17 protein-coding genes are annotated in these 20,637 nt (G+C 59.1%); 14 read left to right on the plus strand and 3 right to left on the minus strand.

Annotation, left to right across the window (positions count from 1 at the left end; translation table 11 throughout):
- The first annotated feature begins 287 nt into the window (after window positions 1-287).
- The 8 genes from tig to B3229_RS07340 all read left to right on the plus strand — a co-directional run bounded on the left by tig (window position 288) and on the right by B3229_RS07340 (window position 10,067).
- Window positions 288-1,592 carry a trigger factor gene (gene tig / locus B3229_RS07305; RefSeq protein WP_033788806.1) on the plus strand — a complete coding sequence of 435 codons (1,305 nt, stop codon included), beginning with the start codon at window positions 288-290 and terminating at the stop codon, window positions 1,590-1,592.
- Between the two features lie 336 nt (window positions 1,593-1,928).
- Window positions 1,929-2,552 (plus strand): ATP-dependent Clp endopeptidase proteolytic subunit ClpP, encoded by a 624-nt coding sequence (gene clpP, locus B3229_RS07310; protein ID WP_033752709.1) that lies wholly within the window; start codon window positions 1,929-1,931, stop codon window positions 2,550-2,552.
- A 127-nt stretch (window positions 2,553-2,679) separates the two neighbouring features.
- Window positions 2,680-3,951 carry an ATP-dependent protease ATP-binding subunit ClpX gene (gene clpX, locus B3229_RS07315; RefSeq protein ID WP_033752707.1) on the plus strand — a complete coding sequence of 424 codons (1,272 nt, stop codon included), beginning with the start codon at window positions 2,680-2,682 and terminating at the stop codon, window positions 3,949-3,951.
- 190 nt (window positions 3,952-4,141) lie between these two features.
- Complete coding sequence (gene lon, locus B3229_RS07320) at window positions 4,142-6,496, plus strand: endopeptidase La (protein WP_033752706.1); 2,355 nt, start codon at window positions 4,142-4,144, stop codon at window positions 6,494-6,496.
- Window positions 6,497-6,710: 214 nt separating this feature from the next.
- The gene (hupB, locus tag B3229_RS07325) at window positions 6,711-6,986 is read left to right on the plus strand and encodes a nucleoid-associated protein HU-beta (protein ID WP_033752705.1); all 276 of its coding nucleotides are present in this window, start codon (window positions 6,711-6,713) and stop codon (window positions 6,984-6,986) included.
- Window positions 6,987-7,232: 246 nt separating this feature from the next.
- A complete protein-coding gene (gene ppiD / locus B3229_RS07330) occupies window positions 7,233-9,101 on the plus strand; it encodes a peptidylprolyl isomerase (protein ID WP_286870223.1) in 1,869 nt (622 codons plus the stop codon).
- Between the two features lie 139 nt (window positions 9,102-9,240).
- The gene (locus tag B3229_RS07335) at window positions 9,241-9,564 is read left to right on the plus strand and encodes a ComEA family DNA-binding protein (protein ID WP_048783351.1); all 324 of its coding nucleotides are present in this window, start codon (window positions 9,241-9,243) and stop codon (window positions 9,562-9,564) included.
- Between the two features lie 104 nt (window positions 9,565-9,668).
- Window positions 9,669-10,067 carry a YbgC/FadM family acyl-CoA thioesterase gene (locus tag B3229_RS07340; protein ID WP_048783350.1) on the plus strand — a complete coding sequence of 133 codons (399 nt, stop codon included), beginning with the start codon at window positions 9,669-9,671 and terminating at the stop codon, window positions 10,065-10,067.
- A 39-nt stretch (window positions 10,068-10,106) separates the two neighbouring features.
- On the opposite strand, the gene queC is transcribed toward B3229_RS07340, so the two are convergent.
- Both queC and B3229_RS07350 read right to left on the minus strand, forming a co-directional pair.
- A complete protein-coding gene (gene queC / locus B3229_RS07345; RefSeq protein WP_216492256.1) occupies window positions 10,107-10,802 on the minus strand; it encodes a 7-cyano-7-deazaguanine synthase QueC in 696 nt (231 codons plus the stop codon).
- A gap of 74 nt (window positions 10,803-10,876) precedes the next feature.
- The gene (locus tag B3229_RS07350; RefSeq protein WP_286870224.1) at window positions 10,877-12,559 is read right to left on the minus strand and encodes an SgrR family transcriptional regulator; all 1,683 of its coding nucleotides are present in this window, start codon (window positions 12,557-12,559) and stop codon (window positions 10,877-10,879) included.
- Between the two features lie 92 nt (window positions 12,560-12,651).
- On the opposite strand from B3229_RS07350, the gene cof reads away from it, so the two are divergent.
- The gene (cof, locus tag B3229_RS07355) at window positions 12,652-13,473 is read left to right on the plus strand and encodes an HMP-PP phosphatase (RefSeq protein ID WP_286870225.1); all 822 of its coding nucleotides are present in this window, start codon (window positions 12,652-12,654) and stop codon (window positions 13,471-13,473) included.
- Window positions 13,474-13,507: 34 nt separating this feature from the next.
- Here the strand turns inward: cof and B3229_RS07360 are convergent, their stop codons facing one another.
- On the minus strand, window positions 13,508-14,539 hold the full coding sequence (locus tag B3229_RS07360) for a PLP-dependent cysteine synthase family protein (protein ID WP_239670395.1): 1,032 nt from the start codon (window positions 14,537-14,539) through the stop codon (window positions 13,508-13,510).
- A gap of 115 nt (window positions 14,540-14,654) precedes the next feature.
- Between B3229_RS07360 and B3229_RS07365 the strand changes: the two genes are divergently transcribed.
- From B3229_RS07365 to amtB, 5 genes are all read left to right on the plus strand, one after another.
- Window positions 14,655-15,116 (plus strand): Lrp/AsnC family transcriptional regulator, encoded by a 462-nt coding sequence (locus B3229_RS07365; protein ID WP_286870226.1) that lies wholly within the window; start codon window positions 14,655-14,657, stop codon window positions 15,114-15,116.
- A 23-nt stretch (window positions 15,117-15,139) separates the two neighbouring features.
- Window positions 15,140-16,915: a SmdA family multidrug ABC transporter permease/ATP-binding protein gene (locus B3229_RS07370; RefSeq protein ID WP_286870227.1), complete on the plus strand. Its 1,776-nt coding sequence runs from the start codon at window positions 15,140-15,142 to the stop codon at window positions 16,913-16,915.
- The gene (locus B3229_RS07375; RefSeq protein ID WP_286870228.1) at window positions 16,902-18,677 is read left to right on the plus strand and encodes a SmdB family multidrug efflux ABC transporter permease/ATP-binding protein; all 1,776 of its coding nucleotides are present in this window, start codon (window positions 16,902-16,904) and stop codon (window positions 18,675-18,677) included. The genes B3229_RS07370 and B3229_RS07375 overlap by 14 nt, the downstream gene beginning before the upstream one ends.
- Before the next feature lie 257 nt (window positions 18,678-18,934).
- On the plus strand, window positions 18,935-19,273 hold the full coding sequence (glnK, locus tag B3229_RS07380) for a P-II family nitrogen regulator (RefSeq protein ID WP_033752690.1): 339 nt from the start codon (window positions 18,935-18,937) through the stop codon (window positions 19,271-19,273).
- Window positions 19,274-19,306: 33 nt separating this feature from the next.
- On the plus strand, window positions 19,307-20,593 hold the full coding sequence (amtB, locus tag B3229_RS07385) for an ammonium transporter AmtB (protein ID WP_048784564.1): 1,287 nt from the start codon (window positions 19,307-19,309) through the stop codon (window positions 20,591-20,593).
- The last annotated feature ends 44 nt before the right edge of the window (window positions 20,594-20,637 follow it).

Below are 20,637 nucleotides of genomic sequence, written 5' to 3' on the forward strand. Positions count from 1 at the left end.
TTTGAAAAACGGCCTGCGGGCCGTTTTTTTTCATTATTTAGCGATAAACGCGATCTCCGGCGCAAAAAAGCAGCAAAGCCGCTAAAAAGTGGTGAGTTTACAGCCTCGACTCACCAGGGCGATGCCGCTATAATGCTGCGTCTATTTTTCCGGAATGTCTTCGGGACGCTTCTGGTGACAGGGATCAGGTTCTCTTAATGGAAGCCGTCCCGGTTGTTGGATACGGCGCATTGCATAATGTGTGGTGTCTGAAGTTGACCGAGCACGCGATTTTTTGAGGTAACAAGATGACAGTTTCAGTAGAAACCACGCAGGGTCTGGGCCGTCGCATTACGATTACTGTCCCCGCTGACAGCATCGAAAGCGCAGTGAAGAAAGAACTGGTGGAAGTGGCGAAAAAAGTCCGTATCGATGGTTTCCGTAAAGGCAAAGTGCCGGCCAATATCATCGCACAGCGCTACGGCGCTTCTGTTCGCCAGGACGTGCTGGGCGAGCTGATGACGCGCAACTTCGTTGACGCCATCATCAAAGAAAAAATCAATCCGGCTGGCGCGCCGAACTACGTGCCGGGCGAATATAAAGAAGGCGAAGATTTCACCTACGCGGTCGAGTTCGAAGTCTATCCGGAAGTTGAACTGCAGGGTCTGGACAGCATCGAAGTTGAAAAACCGCTGGTGGAAGTGACCGACGCTGACGTCGACGCCATGCTGGACACCCTGCGCAAGCAGCAGGCCAACTGGAAAGAGAGCGATGCGGCGGCAACGGCTGAAGATCGCGCGACCATCGACTTCAGCGGTTCAGTCGACGGCGAAGAGTTCGAAGGCGGTAAAGCCTCTGACTTCGTGCTGGCAATGGGCCAGGGCCGTATGATCCCGGGCTTCGAAGAGGGCATCGTGGGTCATAAAGCGGGCGAAACTTTCACTATCGACGTGAAATTCCCGGAAGACTACCACGCGGAAAACCTGAAAGGGAAAGACGCGAAGTTCGACATCGTGCTGAAGAAAGTTGAAACGCGCGAACTGCCGGAGCTGACTGAAGAGTTCATCAAGCGTTTTGGCGTGGAAGATGGTTCCATCGAAGGCCTGCGCGCTGAAGTGCGTAAGAACATGGACCGCGAGCTGAAAGGCGCCATCCGCAACCGCGTGAAAACGCAGGCGATCGACGGCCTGGTGAAAGCCAACGACATCGACGTGCCGGCTGCGCTGATCGACAGCGAAATCGACGTACTGCGTCGTCAGGCTGCGCAGCGCTTCGGCGGCAACGAGAAGCAAGCGCTGGAACTGCCGCGCGAGCTGTTCGAAGAGCAGGCGAAACGCCGCGTTGTCGTAGGTCTGCTGCTGGGCGAAGTGATTCGCACCCATGAGCTGAAGGCTGACGAAGCGCGCGTTAACGCCCTGATCGAAGAGATGGCGTCCGCTTACGAAGATCCGCAGGAAGTGATCGAGTTCTACAGCAAAAACAACGAGCTGATGAACAACATGCGCAACGTCGCGCTCGAAGAGCAGGCGGTTGAAGCCGTTCTGGAAAAAGCGAAAGTGACTGAGAAAGCGACCAGCTTTCAGGAACTGATGAATCAGACCACCGCTGCCTGATCGCTGATTTAACCAGAAGTGCTAAGCCCGCGGCTGCAAAGTCGCGGGCTTTTTTGTTTTTCCGGCGCCATCGGCGCTCTTCCGCTGCTATTCGCTTAATAAACCGGCAAATTATTCACGTTGCGCTTTTTCCAGGTTAGCGAATAGAGAAAAGGTTGTTATGCTTGAAACAGCAGGGCAGTATCCCCAGATTGAGGGAGTATGCAGAAGAGAGTTAGACTGGCTGATTAACCGTCCTTGAAGGTGTCGGAAACGAAGCGGAGCTGCGCAGAACGCGCTCGCTTCAGAGAAAATCGGTACAGAATGTAGCCAATGAACTATATCCAGGAGACGGTAATGTCATACAGTGGCGATCGTGAATTTACTGCGCCGCGCAATGCGCTGGTGCCCATGGTGGTTGAACAGACTTCGCGCGGCGAGCGTTCCTACGACATCTATTCCCGCCTGCTGAAAGAGCGCGTCATCTTCCTGACCGGCCAGGTTGAAGATCACATGGCCAATCTGATCGTGGCGCAGATGCTGTTTCTGGAAGCGGAAAACCCTGAGAAAGATATCTATCTTTATATCAACTCCCCAGGCGGCGTGATCACCGCAGGCATGTCGATCTACGACACGATGAAGTTTATCAAGCCCGACGTCAGCACCATCTGTATGGGCCAGGCCTGTTCAATGGGCGCTTTCCTGCTGACTGCCGGCACTAAAGGCAAGCGTTTCTGCCTGCCGAACTCGCGCGTGATGATCCACCAGCCGCTGGGCGGCTATCAGGGTCAGGCGACCGACATTGAGATTCATGCGAAAGAGATTCTGAAAGTGAAACAGCGCATGAATGAGCTGATGGCGGAGCATACCGGCAAGTCGCTGGAAGAAATTGAGCGCGATACCGAGCGCGACCGTTTCCTCTCGGCGAGTGAAGCGGTAGAGTATGGTTTAGTCGACTCCGTCCTGACACATCGCGAATAAGACTCATCTGCCCGTCTCCTTACGCTATAGTTACTGGGAAACGGGTTTGAGTTGAATGAATATTGGCCGTGTTCGCACGGCCTGCGCCGTACGCCAGTATGGCCTGAGAACAAGAAGAGGTTAACTGATGACAGATAAGCGCAAAGACGGTTCAGGGAAGTTGCTGTACTGCTCTTTTTGCGGCAAAAGCCAGCATGAAGTGCGTAAGCTGATTGCCGGGCCGTCAGTGTATATCTGCGACGAATGTGTCGATCTGTGCAATGACATTATTCGCGAAGAGATTAAAGAAGTTGCCCCGCATCGCGAACGTAGCGCGCTGCCTACGCCGCACGAAATCCGCCATCACCTCGATGATTATGTTATCGGCCAGGAAAAGGCGAAAAAAGTGCTGGCGGTTGCGGTGTACAACCACTACAAACGCCTGCGCAACGGCGATACCAGCAACGGCATCGAGCTGGGCAAAAGCAACATTCTGCTGATTGGTCCGACCGGTAGCGGTAAAACCCTGCTGGCGGAGACGCTGGCGCGCCTGCTGGATGTGCCGTTCACCATGGCCGACGCTACCACGCTGACCGAAGCGGGCTACGTGGGCGAGGATGTGGAGAACATCATCCAGAAGCTGCTGCAGAAGTGCGACTATGACGTGCAGAAAGCGCAGCGCGGCATCGTCTATATCGATGAGATCGATAAAATCTCGCGTAAGTCGGATAACCCGTCTATTACGCGCGACGTTTCCGGCGAAGGCGTGCAGCAGGCGCTGCTGAAGCTGATTGAAGGCACCGTGGCGGCCGTTCCGCCGCAGGGTGGTCGCAAGCATCCGCAGCAGGAGTTTTTGCAGGTTGATACCTCTAAGATTCTGTTTATCTGCGGCGGCGCGTTCGCGGGCCTGGATAAAGTGATCTCCCAGCGCGTGGAAACCGGCTCCGGTATCGGTTTTGGCGCAACGGTGAAAGGCAAATCGGAAAAAGCGAGCGAAGGCGAGCTGCTCTCTCAGGTTGAACCTGAAGATCTGATCAAATTCGGCCTGATCCCGGAGTTCATCGGTCGTCTGCCGGTGGTCGCGACGCTCAACGAGCTGAGCGAAGAAGCGCTGATTCAGATCCTGCGCGAGCCGAAGAACGCCCTGACCAAACAGTACCAGGCGTTGTTCAACCTGGAAGGGGTCGAGCTGGAGTTCCGCGACGAAGCCCTGACCGCCATCGCCAAAAAAGCGATGTCGCGTAAGACCGGTGCCCGCGGCCTGCGTTCTATCGTAGAAGGCGCGCTGCTGGAAACCATGTATGACCTGCCTTCTATGGAAGACGTAGAAAAAGTGGTGATCGACGAGTCGGTTATCGAAGGCCAGTCAGAGCCGATGCTTATCTACGGCAAGCATGAAGCCCAGGCGTCTGGCGAATAATTCGCCAGCGTAAGGGCGTTGATATTATTAAAAAAGGGGAAAATTCTTTCCCCTTTTGTTTTTCTCGCTCTCATGACGTTGAATGTCGAACGATCATCCCCATATACTCATAATCCTGTGGGTTTAACTGCACATTCCCTGCATTATGCGGTGCCCATCACCTGGCGGACACTAACTAAGAGAGAGCTCTATGAATCCTGAGCGTTCTGAACGCATTGAAATCCCCGTGTTGCCTCTGCGCGACGTGGTGGTTTATCCGCACATGGTAATTCCGTTGTTTGTTGGTCGGGAAAAATCGATTCGTTGCCTCGAAGCGGCGATGGATCATGACAAGAAGATCATGCTGGTTGCCCAGAAAGAGGCTTCAACGGATGAACCTGGCATTAACGATCTCTTCTCTGTAGGGACCGTAGCCTCAGTGCTGCAGATGCTGAAACTGCCTGACGGCACCGTCAAAGTTTTAGTCGAAGGGCTGCAGCGCGCGCATATCACTACCCTGGCGGATAATGGCGACCATTTTACCGCGCAGGCGGAATACCTGATCTCGCCGGAAATCGAAGAGCGCGAACAGGAAGTGCTGGTACGGACGGCGATCAATCAGTTTGAAGGCTATATCAAGCTGAACAAAAAGATCCCGCCGGAAGTGCTGACCTCGCTGAACAATATCGACGATGCGGCGCGCCTCGCCGACACCGTTGCGGCCCATATGCCGCTGAAATTAGCCGATAAACAGTCGGTGCTGGAGATGTCGGACGTGAACGAGCGTCTGGAATATCTCATGGCGATGATGGAGTCGGAAATCGATCTGCTGCAGGTTGAGAAGCGCATTCGCAACCGCGTGAAAAAGCAGATGGAGAAGAGCCAGCGCGAGTACTACCTGAATGAGCAGATGAAGGCCATTCAGAAAGAGCTGGGCGAAATGGACGACGTGCCGGATGAGTACGAAGCCCTGAAGCGCAAAATTGACGCGGCGAAAATGCCGACCGAAGCGCGTGAAAAAGCCGAAGCCGAGCTGCAAAAATTAAAAATGATGTCGCCGATGTCCGCCGAAGCGACGGTGGTGCGCGGCTATATCGACTGGATGGTCCAGGTGCCGTGGAACGCCCGCAGCAAGGTGAAAAAAGACCTGCGCAAGGCCCAGGAGACGCTGGACACCGACCACTACGGCCTGGAGCGCGTCAAAGACCGCATCCTGGAATACCTCGCCGTGCAGAGCCGCGTCAGCAAAATCAAAGGCCCGATCCTCTGTCTGGTTGGACCGCCGGGCGTGGGTAAAACCTCGCTGGGTCAGTCGATCGCCAAGGCGACCGGCCGTAAGTATGTGCGTATGGCGCTGGGCGGCGTGCGTGACGAAGCAGAAATTCGCGGTCACCGCCGGACCTATATCGGCTCTATGCCGGGCAAGCTGATCCAGAAAATGGCGAAGGTTGGGGTGAAAAACCCGCTGTTCCTGCTGGATGAGATCGACAAAATGTCATCTGACATGCGCGGCGATCCTGCTTCCGCGCTGCTGGAAGTGCTCGATCCCGAGCAGAACATCGCCTTTAACGATCACTACCTCGAAGTCGATTACGATCTCTCCGACGTGATGTTCGTTGCCACCTCCAACTCCATGAACATTCCGGCGCCGCTGCTGGACCGTATGGAAGTGATTCGCCTCTCTGGTTACACCGAGGATGAGAAGCTCAATATCGCCAAACAGCATCTGCTGCCGAAGCAGATTGAGCGTAACGCCCTGAAAGAGAGCGAAATCACGGTGGAAGACAGCGCCATCGTCGGCATCATCCGCTACTACACGCGCGAAGCGGGCGTGCGTAGCCTGGAGCGCGAACTGTCGAAGCTGTGCCGTAAAGCGGTGAAAACGCTGCTGCTGAATAAAGAGCAGAAGCACATCACCATCAATGGCGACAACCTCAAGGATTACCTGGGCGTACAGCGCTTCGACTATGGCCGCGCCGAAAGCGAAAACCGCGTCGGCCAGGTGACCGGCCTTGCATGGACCGAAGTGGGCGGCGATCTGCTGACCATCGAAACCGCCTGCGTGCCGGGTAAAGGGAAGCTGACCTACACCGGTTCGCTCGGCGAAGTGATGCAGGAGTCGATCCAGGCGGCGCTGACCGTGGTGCGTGCGCGCGCCGAGAAGCTGGGCATCAACGGCGATTTCTACGAGAAGCGCGACATCCACGTTCACGTGCCGGAAGGCGCGACGCCGAAGGATGGCCCGAGCGCCGGTATCGCGATGTGCACCGCGCTGGTCTCCTGTCTGACCGGCAACCCGGTGCGTTCCGACGTGGCCATGACCGGCGAGATCACTCTGCGCGGCCAGGTGCTGCCGATCGGCGGCCTGAAAGAGAAGCTGCTGGCGGCCCATCGCGGTGGTATTAAAGTGGTGCTGATCCCGGACGATAATAAACGCGACCTGGAAGAGATTCCGGCCAACGTTATCGCCGATCTGGAGATCCATCCGGTGAAACGCATCGAAGAAGTGTTAGGCCTTGCGCTGGAAAACGCCCCTTACGGCATGCAGGTTGCTACCGCAAAATAGTGATTAGCGACATAAAGCATTAAAAAGCGAAGCTGGCAGGCCAATGAGCGCTTGCCAGCTTTTTTTAGTGCCGTTAATTTAGGGGGCTGCGGATTCAGCGATTAAGATGAATTCCGTTGTTTCGCCTCAACAGGCTTGATATAACGTGCTGCGCATTCGTATCCGCCAGGACGCGCGGATGTGAAGTGAAATAATAAAAGAGGGGATGAAGAGAGTGAATAAGTCACAGTTGATCGACAAAATTGCTGCAGACGCTGACATTTCTAAAGCAGCAGCGGGACGTGTTTTGGACGCATTCACCAGTTCTGTTTCCGACGCGCTGAAAGGCGGTGACGAAGTGGCTCTGGTGGGCTTTGGCACTTTCTCCGTACGCGAACGTGCCGCACGTACCGGCCGCAACCCGCAGACCGGCAAAGAGATCACCATTGCCGCTGGCAAAGTACCGGGCTTCCGCGCCGGTAAAGCGCTGAAAGACGCTGTCAACGCATGACATCGCACCCGTCCGCAGAAGCATTTTCTTCCGTGGACTAGAGGACGGTTCATGCGTTCTCATGTAACATACGGGCACATCAAATTTGATGTGCCTTTTTTATTCGGATCCGGGGATAAATCGCGCTAAGACTTGTCTCAACAGGAGTGAAGCTGCCAGGCTAAACGGCAGTTGCGTAACGGCCTTTATCCGACAGGCGTTACGCCCGAGGTTTATATCCACACTACAGCGGAGCGTTGTCATACCATGATGGACAATTTACGCGCGGCGTCGAATCATGTCGTGCTCAAGGTTATTTTGGGGTTGATTATTCTCTCCTTCGTGCTGACCGGGGTTGGCAACTACCTTATCGGCGGCGGCAGCGATTACGCCGCTAAAGTCAACGGACAGGAAATCAGCCGCGCGCAGCTCGATCAGGCGTTCAACAGCGAGCGCAGCCGCCAGCAGCAGATGCTGGGCGATCAGTTCTCGCAGCTTGCCGGCAACGACGGCTTCATGCAGCAGATGCGTCAGCAGGCGCTGTCGCAGCTGGTGGATCAGGCGCTGCTCGATCAGTACATCAACGACCTCCACATTACTATCAGCGACGATCAGGTCAAGCAGGCGATCTTCGCCCAGCAGGCGTTCCAGACCAACGGCAAGTTCGACAATGCGAAGTATAACGCTCTGCTGAGCAGCATGGGCTTTACCGCCGATCGCTATGCGGAAGCGCTGCGCAAGCAGCTGGCGACCCAGCAGCTGATCAACGCCGTCGCTAATACCGACTTTATGCTGAAAGGCGAAACCAGCAAGCTGGTGGATCTGGTGTCGCAGAAGCGCGACATTCGTCAGGCGACGATTGACGTCAACGCGCTGGCGGCGAAACAAACCGCGACGGCCGACGAGATCGCGCAATACTATCAGCAGCATAAAAACAACTTTATGGCGCCGGAGCAGTTCCGCGTCAGCTACATCAAAATGGATGCCGCCAGCATGCAGGCCAGCGTTAGCGACGCCGACATTCAGAGCTGGTACGACCAACATAAAGCGGACTACACCCAGCCGCAGCGTAACCGCTACAGCGTCATCCAGACCAAAACCGAGGCGGATGCCAGCGCCGTGCTGGCGCAGCTGAAGGGCGGGGCGGACTTCGCCGCGCTGGCGAAAAGCAAATCGATCGATCCCATCTCCGCGCGCAAGGGCGGCGATATGGGCTGGCTTGAGCCGGCCACCACTCCGGACGAGCTGAAAAACGCCGGACTGACGCAGAAGGGCCAGCTTTCGGGCGTGATTAAATCGTCGGTCGGCTTCCTGGTGGTGCGTCTGGACGATATCCAGCCGGAACAGATCAAACCGCTGGCCGAAGTGCGCGACGCGGTGGCCGACAAAGCGAAGCAGGAGAAAGCGGTCGACGCTTTCTACCAGCAGCAGCAGAAAGTGAGCGAAGCGGCGAGCAACGACAATGAGTCGCTGGCAGGTGCCGCGCAGGCTTCCGGCCTGAAAGTGGTTGAGACCGGCTGGTTCAGCCGCGACAGCGTGCCGCAGGAGCTGAACTTCGACGCGGTGAAAAACGCCATCTTCAACGGCGGCCTGACCGGCCAGAACGGTGCGCCAGGCAACAACTCTGACGTGATTACCGTGGATGGCGACCGCGCGTTCGTGCTGCGTATCAGCGAGCACAAACCTGAAGCGATTAAACCGCTGGATGAAGTGAAAGCGCAGATTGCCGACACGCTGAAGCACGATAAAGCGGAACAGCAGGCGAAGGCGCAGGCAGACAAACTGCTGGCCGATCTCAAAGCGGGCAAACAGGATGCGCTTAACGCAGCCGGTCTGACGCTGAGCGCCAGCAAAACCGTCGACCGCAACAGCCAGGATCCGATTGCGCAGACCGCCTTCAATCTGCCGCAGCCCGTTGACGGTAAAACGTCGTGGGGCGTGAGCGAAGATATGCAGGGCAATGTGGTGCTGGTGGCGCTGGATAAAGTCAGCAGCGGTACGCTGCCGCAGGAGCAGGTAGAAGAAATGATTAAGGGCGTGACGCAGAACAACGCGCAGCTGGCGTTTGAAGCGCTGCTCGCGAATCTGCGCAAAGAAGCCAAAATCAAATACGGCGCCGCAGCGCAAATGCAGTAACGCTCGCAAAAAAGTGTTTTGCAGTGAAAACCGAAAAGGCCGCTTGCGCGGCCTTTTCCATTTCTGGTTGTTGCCTTTTGAGGCCTTCTCTCTTCTCTGTCACGCTCTCCTTGCTGTTAAACATAAGGAGAAACAGAGCATGTCTAAATCACTATTGTCCGTTCTTTGCTTTACCCTCGCGCTTGGCGGCGCACTCGGCTATTCCAGCCTGTCAGCGGCGGAAACCGCAGGCGAGACGGCGACTGCTCAGGCCGCGCAGGCGGCAGGCGAAAAAATCAGTATCAACGAGGCGACCGCCGAGCAGCTGTCGGCGGCGATGAACGGCGTCGGGCTGAAAAAGGCGCAGGCGATTGTCAGCTATCGCGAGCAGTACGGGCCGTTTACCGCCGTCGAACAGCTAAAGGAGGTGCCGGGCATCGGCAATTCGCTTATTGAACGTAACGCCGAGCGGCTGAAACTGTGAGCTAAGACGCAACCCTGACGCTTTTGCCGCGCGGTAAAAGGCCTTTTGCTACGCTAAAGAGGTCCAACCAGTTAGGTCCTTTTTAACGACAGGAGATGTCAGGCATGCAGACCACGATTAAAGTTCGCGGCTATCACCTCGACGTGTATCAGCACGTCAACAATGCGCGCTATCTGGAGTTTCTGGAAGAGGCGCGCTGGCAGTGGCTCGAAGAGGCGGACGCGTTCAACTGGCTGCAACAGCAGCAGCTGGCGTTCGTGGTGGTGAATATCAATATCAACTACCGTCGCCCGGCTGTGCTGGGCGACGTTCTGGCTATTCACAGCGAAATGACGCAGCTGAACGGGAAAAGCGGCGTGATTACCCAGCGCGTAACGCTGGCGGGGAGCGAAACCCTGGTGGCGGATGCGGCGCTGACCTTTGTCTGTATCGATCTGCGCACGCAGAAAGCGGTCGCGCTGGAGAGCGAGCTGCGCGCGCGGCTGGAGGCCTTCTCCGCCTGAGTCAACAGCGCGGCGCGCCTGAGCGGCGCCGCGCCGATATCAGACCAGGCCGCTTTTGCTTTTCATCGCCGCCATCACGGCGTCGCGATCGGCGAGATAGTCGTTCAGGCCGCGCGCGCGCAGATGACAGGCGGCGCATTCGCCGCAGCCGTCGCCCTTGACGCCGTTATAGCAGGTCAGCGTCTCTTCGCGTACCAGCGTCAGGCTTTGCCAGTAGTCGGCCAGCGCCCAGGTCTCTGCTTTATTGAGCCACATCAGCGGAGTTTCAAAGCGCACCTCGCGCGCCATGCCGAGGCTGACCGCGTGGTTGAGCGCTTTAACGAACTCGTCGCGGCAGTCGGGATAGCCGGAAAAATCGGTTTCGCAGACGCCGGTGATCACAGCCTCCGCCTCGACCTGATACGCGTAAACCGAGGCGAGGGTCAGAAACAGAATATTGCGTCCCGGCACAAAGGTGCTCGGCAGGCCGCTGGCGGCGGGATCGTAAGAGGGGACCGGAATGTTGTCGCGGGTCAGGCTGCTTACCGCCAGCTCATTCAGCAGAGTGACGTCGAGCACCTTATGGGCGCGCGCGCCCAGCTTCAGCGCCAGCGCGCGGGCGACGTCGATCTCTTCGCGATGACGCTGGCCGTAGTCGAAGGTGACGCAGTGCACCTCATCATACTGCTGCAACGCCTGAATCAGGCAGGTGGTGGAGTCTTGTCCACCGCTAAAGACTACAACGGCTCGTTTCATCATATTGTCCTGGTCGAAAATTTTGCGCCTATGGTAATCACTCTCCCGCCCGCTGAACAGCGGGAAGCGCGCCTTCACGCCGTCAGCGGCGGCGGAACCCAGGCGCGGCTGAAGTCGAACCAGCCAAGGGTATTCAGCTGGATGCCCTCTACGCCTGGAGGCGCAAAGATTTGATAGCGATAGTTGAACAGCGGCAGCAGCAGACCGTCGCGCATCAGGCTGTGGTAGAGCTGGTGCAGCGCGGCGCGCCTCGCCTCGCCGTCGGCCTGCTGCTGTATCCGTGACAGCTGCTGACGAAGATGTTGGCTGGTTTCCGCAGGCCACAACCGATCGATCTCCAGCCAGCTTGCCAGCGTAAAAAGCGGCGCGTCGCCGATCAGCCGGTCGCCCATCACCAAATCCGCCTGCGCCAGATCCTCGCTGCTCTGCCAGCTTTTCACGTCGTGAAAGATCAGGGTGAGCTCACAGCCCTCTGCCCTTAATAGTTCACGCAGCGCCTGCGCCATCTCATGCAGTTCGACCGGCAGCTGGTAGTGCAGCGTCAGGCGCGGCGGCAGATGCGGCGCCTCATTCTCCACCGGCGGCACCGGCCAGCCCGGCAGCAGCTCTTTGCTCGGCGTAATTAGCCCTTCTTCCAGCGGCAGCTGCGCAACGATGCCGCTTTGCTGCAGCAGGCGGAGCAGACGACGCGCCTGCGCCGGGCTAAAACCGGCGCGCGGCCGACAGGCGAGGTAACAAAAGCCGAGGCTGATGCTGCGGCTGACCGGACGCAGCGACGCCAGATCCGCCGCATCGCCAATGGCGATCTGCACCGGATGGCGGCAGCTGGTGCCGAGCGCGCGATCGAACAGCGTCGGCGTAATCCAGTACTCAACGGCCTGCATCAGCGGCAGCTGCAGGTGACAGCGCGTATGGCTCTCGATACGCACCAGCTCGGGCGTAAAGTGCGCCAGCTTCCAGGGGCCGCTGCCGAGGCGCGGCTGCTGAGGATGGGGCAGCAAACAGAGCTGATGCGCCAGTCGCCAGGGCAGCCAGTAGTCGCTGCGGCTGAGCTGAAAGCGCAGCGCCAGCGGATGCGGCGCGTCTACGCTTGCGACGTCCGCCAGCAAACGCTGCGCACGCGCGTCCTGCAAAATGCGCTGAAACTGCTCGACCAGCTGCACGGCCTGAAGCGGCTCGTCGTTATGCCAGAAGAGCTGCGGACGCAGCCAGAACAGCCAGACACGCCCCTCGTCGGCGTGCTGCCAGTGATGCGCCAGATCGCCGACCGGTTCATCCGCTTCGAATCGCGTCAGGCCGGAAAAGAGCTGGCGCGCCAGGTGCTGTTCGGCGCGCCCGACAATCTGCAGCGGCGCGACGGAATCGAGCGGACGATAGTAGGGGATGCGCAGCACCGGGGCGTCGTTTTGCCACTGGCCGCCCATCAGCGGACGCAGCAGATCCACCAGCCGCTCCGGCGCCATATCCAGCACCTGCAGCGCTTCGGCGGCGTTGCCCGCCTGCAGCTGCGTCTGCAGCAGCTGTTGCCGCAGCTGTTCGGGCGATCGAAGAAAGGTCAACGTGCCCAGCCTGCCGCGCCCCGATTCGCCCTGCCAGCGCAGCCAGCCTGCATGCTGCCACTGCGACAGCAGGGTACGCAGGTGGCGATCGCTGCAAAAGCAGCGGCTGGCCATCTCGGCCACGCAGGTCTGCTGGGGCGCGCCCTGGCTCTGCTGCCACAGGCGCTGAAACTGATTAAGGCGATTAAGCTGGCGCATAGAAAACCCGGAACAGTTTTCGAAAAGTATTCACTATTAGTTCCGGGATTGCCAGGCGATAGTGAACGCTGATTTATCAACGGGAGAAAGCAATGGCGCGACTTGCCGCATTCGATATGGACGGCACGCTGCTGCTGCCCAGCCATCAGCTGGGCCAGCAGACGTTAAACAGTTTGCTGGCGCTGCATCAGCGCGACGTGCAGCTGGCGTTCGCTACCGGCCGTCACCTGCTGGAGATGCAGATCCTGCGGCAGCGCATCACGCTGCCCGCCTGGCTGATCACCGGGAACGGCACGCGCGTGCACGATCTGGACAGCAACCTGCTGTTCGCCAGCGATCTCTCCCCTTCGGTGGCGGAAGAGGTGCTGCACAGCCGCTGGGATAGCGCCGCCACGGTGCACGTTTTCAACGACGACGGCTGGTTTACCGACGTGCCGGTGCCGCAGATGCTGCAGGCGCACGCGCTGAGCGGCTTTCGCTACCAGCTGCGCGATCTGAAAAGCATTCCCGCGCACCAGGTCACCAAAATCTGCTTCGTCGAGAGTCACGACCGGCTTTGCCAGCTGAAAACGCAGCTGGAGGCGGCGCTCGGCGACCGCGCCCATATCTGTTTCTCGGCGCTCGACTGTCTGGAGGTGTTGCCGCTCAACTGCAACAAAGGCAGCGCGCTTGCCATGCTGTGTCAGCATCTTTCGCTGCCGCTGGCGGAGTGCATGGCCTTCGGCGACGCCATGAACGACCGGGAAATGCTGGGACTGGTGGGGAAAGGGTTTGTGATGGGCAACGCCATGAGCCAGCTCAAGTCCGCGCTGCCCCATTTGCCGGTTATCGGCCATTGCGAGACACAGGCGGTGTCTCACTATTTAGATCACTGGATGGCGACGCCGCACCTCGCGTATTCCCCCGAATGCTGAGGATTACAGTGAAGCGGACAGGGAGTCCGCGATTTTATTCCAGCTCGCGCTGCCAGCGGCTGATATCGCCAAACTGCCGCGCGACCCAGCCTTCATCGTAATAGCTGTCGGGATAGCGCTCGCCGCTGTCGCACATCAGCGTCACCAGCGCGCCTCGTTCGCCTTTCGCTCGCATCCGCTTCGCCACCTGCATCATGCCCCAGAAATTGGTGCCGGTTGAGGCGCCTGGCTTACGGCCGATAATGTGCGCCAGCTTCAGCATCGCCGCCAGCGTGGCGCCGTCCGGCACCTTCATCATTTCGTCAATCACGTCGGGCATAAAAGAGGGCTCGACGCGCGGCCGACCGATGCCTTCGATCTGGCTGCCGCGCGGGCTGCGCAGCGTCGCGTCGCGGCTGTGCCAGTAATCGTAAAACACCGAGTGCTCGGGATCGACCACCAGCAGCCGCGTGGCGAAGCCCTGATAGCGAATATAGCGGCCCAGCGTCGCCGAGGTGCCGCCGGTGCCGGCGCCCATAATAAGCGTATGCGGCACGGGACAAGGCTCGAGCGCCATCTGGCGGAAAATACTCTCGGCGATGTTATTATTGCCGCGCCAGTCGGTGGCGCGCTCGGCGTAGGTGAACTGATCCATAAAATGGCCGTTCAGCTCGCGCGCCAGCTGCATCGAGGCGCTGTAAAGCTCGCATGGGTCGGTGACGAAGTGGCACTGGCCGCCATAGAACTGGATCTGCTCGATTTTGCGCTTCGCGGTGCTCGCCGGCATGACGGCGATAAAGGGCAGGCCGAGCAGCTGAGCGAAATAGGCTTCCGAGACCGCGGTGCTGCCGGAAGAGGCCTCGATCACCGGCCTGTTCTCGTTGATCCAGCCGTTCGCCAGCCCGTAAAGAAACAGCGAGCGCGCCAGCCGATGCTTCAGGCTGCCGCTGGGATGTGTGCTCTCATCTTTCAGATAGAAATCGATACCGGGATAGTCCGCCAGACGAAAGCGGATCAGGTGGGTTTCGGCGGAGCGCTGAAAGTCCGCGTTGATTTCATTAATGGCGTGGCGAGTCCAGTTACTCATGATGCGATTCCGGCTGATAAGATGCGCTGATTGTAAGGCACGGGCAGGAAAAAGAGTTGGCTTTATTCCCGCTATAATGGCGTACCTGGAGAAAAATATTCTCCCGAGGAGGCAAATGTTAGATAAAACTGACCGTCGTTTACTCGATCTGCTGCAGCGGGACTGCACGCTGTCGCTGCAGGCGCTGGCGGACGCCGTCAACCTCACCACCACGCCATGCTGGAAGCGACTGAAAAAGCTGGAGGATGACGGTATCATCCGTGCACGCGTCGCGCTGCTGGATGCGGAAAAGCTCGGCCTGGCGCTGACCGCCTTTATGTTCGTGAAAACGCAGCAGCACAGCCGCGAATCGTATCAGCGCTTCGTCACGGCGGTGCAGGAGATGCCTGAGGTGCTGGCGTTCTACCGCACGGCGGGCGAGTTCGACTATCTGCTGCGCATTCAGGTGGCGGATATGAAACGCTACGACGACTTTTACAAGCGTCTGGTCAACAGCGTGCCGGGCCTGATCGACGTCACCTCCAGCTTCGCCATGGAGGAGATTAAATACACCACGGCGTTACCCGTTGCCCCCTGAGGCAAAAGAAAGAGAAGAGCGTAGTGCGACTATTCAGCCAGTTAAGTTGGTATTTCATCCGCGAGTGGCGACGCTATCTGGGCGCGATCACTCTCCTGATCGTTATCGCTATCCTGCAGCTGCTGCCGCCGCATCTGGTGGGCGTGATCGTCGATGGCGTCACGCATCACACCATGAGCGGGCGCACTATTATGATGTGGATCGGCGTGATGCTGGTGACCGCCGTGGCGACCTATCTGCTGCGCTACGTCTGGCGCGTGCTGCTGTTCGGCGCCTCCTATCAGCTTGCCGTTGAACTGCGTGAAGATTTCTATCGCCAGCTCAGCCGCCAGCACCCCGCTTTTTACCTGCACCATCGCACCGGCGATCTTATCGCGCGCGCCACTAACGACGTGGATCGCGTGGTATTTGCCGCCGGCGAAGGGGTGCTGACGCTGGTGGATTCGCTGGTAATGGGCTGCGTGGTGCTGCTGGTGATGAGCCTGCAGATCAGCTGGCAGCTGACGCTGCTGTCGCTGGTGCCGATGCCGATCATGGCGCTGTTTATCCACCGCTACGGTAACCAGCTGCATGACCGTTTTAAGCTGGCGCAGGCGGCTTTCTCCAGCCTGAACGACCAGACGCAGGAGAGCCTGACCAGCATCCGCATGATTAAGGCGTTCGGCCTGGAGTCGCACCAGTCGGATCAATTCTCCGCTATTGCGCGCGACACCGGCGCGAAAAACCTGCGCGTGGCGCGCGTGGACGCCCGTTTCGATCCGACCATCTATATCGCTATCGGCTTCTCGAACCTGCTGGCGATTGGCGGCGGCAGCTGGATGGTGTGGCACGACCAGCTGACGCTCGGTCAGCTCACCAGCTTTGTGATGTATCTCGGCCTGATGATCTGGCCGATGCTGGCGCTGGCGTGGATGTTCAACATCGTCGAGCGCGGCAGCGCCGCCTGGAGCCGCATCGGCGCGCTGCTGGCGGAAGCGCCTGCGGTCGAGGATGGCGATCGTGAACCGCCGGCGGAAGCGGGCGTGCTGCAGGCTTCGATCCGCGAGTTTCGCTATCCGGCCAGCGCCGCGCCGGTGCTGCGCAACCTCAACTTTGCGCTGAAGCCCGGGCAGATGCTGGGCCTGTGCGGCCCGACCGGCAGCGGTAAAAGCACGCTACTCAGCCTGCTGCAGCGCCATTTCGATATCGACCAGGGGGATATCCGCTACCACGACATTCCCCTGACGCAGCTGCGCATCGACAGCTGGCGCAGTCGGCTGGCGGTCGTCAGCCAGACGCCGTTCCTCTTCTCCGACAGCGTGGCGAGCAATATCGCGCTGGGCAAGCCCGACGCCACTCAGGAGGAGATTGAGCGCGCGGCGACGCTGGCCTGCGTGCATGAGGATATCCTGCGGCTGCCGCAGGGTTACGCCACCGAAGTGGGCGAGCGCGGCGTGATGCTTTCCGGCGGCCAGAAGCAACGGCTCTCTATTGCGCGCGCGCTGCTGCTCGATGCGGAGATCCTGATCCTCGACGACGCCCTGTCGGCGGTCGATGGCCGCACCGAGCACGATATTTTGCACAACCTGCGTTTGTGGGGCAAAGGGCGCACGCTGATCATCAGCGCACATCGCCTGTCGGCGCTGGCGGAGGCGAACGAAATTCTGGTGCTGCAGCAGGGCGAGATCGCCCAGCGCGGCGATCATGACGCGCTGGCGGCGCAGCCGGGCTGGTATCGCGATATGTATCGCTATCAGCAGCTTGAGGCGGCGCTGGACGAAGACGAATCGGCAAAAGGAGCGCTCGATGGCGACCTCTAAACGCTTATGGCCGACGCTGAAGCGGCTGCTCGCCTACGGCAGCCCGTGGCGAAAATCGCTGGGTCTGGCGGTCGGTCTGCTCTGGATCGCCGCCGCGGCCGAGGTGACCGGACCGGTGCTGGTCAGCTACTTTATCGATAACCTGGTGGCGAAGCATCAGATGCCCTGGGGCATCGTCGCCGGGCTGGTGACGGGCTTTATTCTCCTCCAGCTGCTGGCGGCAGGTCTGCACTATTTTCAGGCGCTGCTGTTTAACCGCGCGGCGATCGGCGTAGTGCAGCAGCTGCGCAGCGACGTTATGGACGCGGCGCTGCGTCAGCCGCTCAGCGCCTTCGACACCCAGCCGGTTGGACAGATTATCTCGCGCGTCACCAATGATACCGAAGTGATCAGGGATCTTTACGTGACGGTGGTGGCGACGGTGCTGCGCAGCGCGGCGCTGATCGGCGCGATGATGGTGGCGATGTTCAGCCTGGACTGGCGCATGGCGCTGGTGGCGATGGCGATCTTCCCGCTGGTGCTGACGGTGATGCTGATTTATCAGCGCTACAGCACGCCTATCGCGCGCCGCGTGCGCAGCTATCTGGCGGATATCAACAACGGCTTTAACGAAGTGATCAACGGTATGAGCGTGATCCAGCAGTTTCGCCAGCAGGCGCGCTTCGGCGAGCGCATGAGCCAGGCCAGCCGCTCGCACTATCAGGCGCGCATGCAAACGCTGCGGCTCGACGGTTTTCTGCTGCGTCCGCTGCTCAGCTTGTTTTCGGCGATGATCCTCTGCGGGCTGCTGATGCTGTTCAGCTTCTCCTCGCCGGGCATTTTCGAAGTCGGCGTGCTCTATGCCTTTATCACCTATCTTGGCCGTCTCAACGAACCGCTGATCGAACTCACGACGCAGCAGTCGATGCTGCAACAGGCGGTGGTGTCGGGCGAACGCATTTTCGAGCTGATGGATGCGACGCAGCAGCGCTACGGCAGCGACGATCGCCCTCTGATGTCAGGACGCATCTCGCTGCGTCAGCTGAGTTTCGCCTATCGCGCCGATCGCGAGGTGCTGAGCGATATTAACCTTGAGGTGCCAGCGCGCAGTTTCGTGGCGCTGGTCGGCCATACCGGCAGCGGTAAAAGCACCCTCGCGAATTTGCTGATGGGCTACTACCCGGCGACGCGCGGCGAAATCTGGCTGGACGATCGTCCCATTGGTCAGCTCAGCCATCAGACGCTGCGTCGCGGCATCGCCATGGTACAGCAGGATCCGGTGGTGCTGGCGGACAGCCTGCTGGCTAACGTGCGCCTCGGTCGCGATATCAGCGAAGAGGCGGTCTGGCAGGCGCTGGAGCAGGTGCAGCTCGCCTCGCTGGCGCGCGCGTTGCCAGACGGCATTCATACGCGGCTGGGCGAGCAGGGCAATAATTTGTCGGTCGGGCAGAAGCAGCTGCTGGCGCTGGCGCGCGTGCTGGTGGAGATGCCGCAGATCCTGATCCTCGACGAGGCGACCGCCAATATCGACTCCGGCACCGAACAGGCGATTCAGCAGACGCTGAGCAAGCTGCGCCAGCACACCACGCTGGTGGTAATCGCCCATCGTCTGTCGACCATTACCGAGGCCGACACTATTCTGGTGCTGCATCGTGGTCAGGTGGTAGAGCAGGGCGATCACGCCGGGCTGCTGGCGCGACAGGGACGCTACTGGCAGATGTATCAGCTGCAGCAGGCGGGCGATGAACTCGCGTCGGGCAAGGCGGTCGCTACCGCAGAGTAAATTGCACCTTTTTTGCGCGCATTTATCAGAATGTTCTCACTCCTTGCACTTCTTTGAGGCCACAAGCACCAAAGAAGTGCAGTTTATTTAGCTTCTGGTTTCGCTTTCCTTTTTCCACTCTCTTCTTTTGCCAATTCAGGCCGGGCCGGGCTGCATTTATGCCGCGCCGCCTGCGCGTTTTCATTCCTGGCACAGCCTTTGCTTCTGTCTCTGCGTGTCTGAGGCGACTCACTTGTCTATTACCCGGAGGGGATGCAATGAAGCTGGTTACCGTGGTCATCAAACCGTTCAAACTGGAGGATGTGCGCGAAGCTCTCTCCTCTATCGGCATTCAGGGGCTGACCGTCTCTGAAGTTAAAGGGTTCGGTCGCCAGAAAGGCCATGCAGAGCTCTATCGCGGCGCCGAGTACAGCGTGAACTTTCTGCCCAAGGTCAAGATCGACGTCGCAATCGCCGACGACCAGCTCGACGAAGTGGTGGATGTGATCAGCAAAGCGGCCTATACCGGCAAGATCGGCGACGGCAAAATTTTTGTCGCCGAGCTGCAGCGCGTTATCCGTATTCGTACCGGTGAAACCGACGAAGCCGCGCTCTAATTTCGGCTACGTTATCTGATGGGATGGAAAAAAATGAATAAAGCACTCACCTTGTTGGGCCTCATCAGCCTGTCGCTGTTACCGTCGCTGGCGATGGCTGCGCCTGCCGTAGCGGATAAGGCCGACAACGCATTTATGATGATTTGCACCGCGCTGGTGCTGTTTATGACGATTCCAGGGATCGCGCTGTTTTACGGCGGTCTGATCCGCGGCAAAAACGTGCTCTCTATGCTGACGCAGGTGGCGGTGACCTTTGCGCTGGTCTGCGTGCTGTGGATTGTGTACGGCTATTCGCTGGCCTTTAGCGAAGGCAATGCCTTCTTCGGCAGCTTTCAGTGGGCGATGCTGAAAAACATCGAGCTGAAAGCGGTCATGGGCAGCTTCTATCAGTATATCCACGTGGCGTTCCAGGCGTCATTCGCCTGTATCACCGTGGGTCTGATCGTCGGCGCCATCGCCGAGCGTATTCGCTTCTCCGCCGTACTGATTTTTGTCGGCGTGTGGGTGACGCTAGCCTATCTGCCGATTGCGCACATGGTCTGGGCGGGCGGTTTCCTTGCACAGGATGGCGCGCTGGACTTCGCTGGCGGCACCGTGGTGCACATTAACGCCGCTATCGCGGGTCTGGTAGGCGCCTATCTGGTGGGCAAACGCGCCGGATTCGGCAAAGAGGCGTTCAAACCGCATAATCTGCCGATGGTCTTCACCGGCACGGCGATCCTCTATGTGGGCTGGTTCGGCTTTAACGCCGGCTCCGCCTCCGCCGCTAACGAAATTGCCGCGCTGGCCTTCCTGAACACCGTGGTGGCAACCGCAGGCGCGGTGCTGTCATGGACCTTCGGCGAGTGGGCGGTGCGCGGCAAACCGTCGCTGCTGGGCGCCTGTTCGGGCTTTATCGCCGGCCTGGTGGCCATTACGCCGGCCTGCGGCTATGTAGGCGTCGGCGGCGCGCTGATTATCGGCCTGGTGGGCGGTCTGGCCGGGCTGTGGGGCGTGACCTCGCTGAAGAAAATGCTGCGCGTGGACGACCCTTGCGATGTCTTCGGCGTGCACGGCGTGTGCGGCATCGTCGGCTGTATCCTGACCGGCGTGTTCGCCTCTTCTTCGCTGGGCGGCGTCGGCTATGCGGAAGGCGTCACCATGGGCCATCAGGTATGGGTGCAGCTGCTCAGCGTCGGCGTAACGATCGTCTGGTCTGCGGTGGTCGCCTTTATCGGCTTTAAGCTGGCGGATATGATTGTCGGCCTGCGCGTGCCGGAAGAGCAGGAGCGCGAAGGTCTGGACGTTAACAGCCACGGCGAGAACGCTTACAACCAGTAAGCCGTCGGGCAAGAAAAGCAGTGCGCTAAAAAAAGAAAAAACAA

Origin of the sequence: Pantoea sp. UBA5035, assembly GCF_002415245.1 — a bacterium.
GTDB classification, from domain to species: Bacteria; Pseudomonadota; Gammaproteobacteria; order Enterobacterales; family Enterobacteriaceae; genus Pantoea; species Pantoea septica.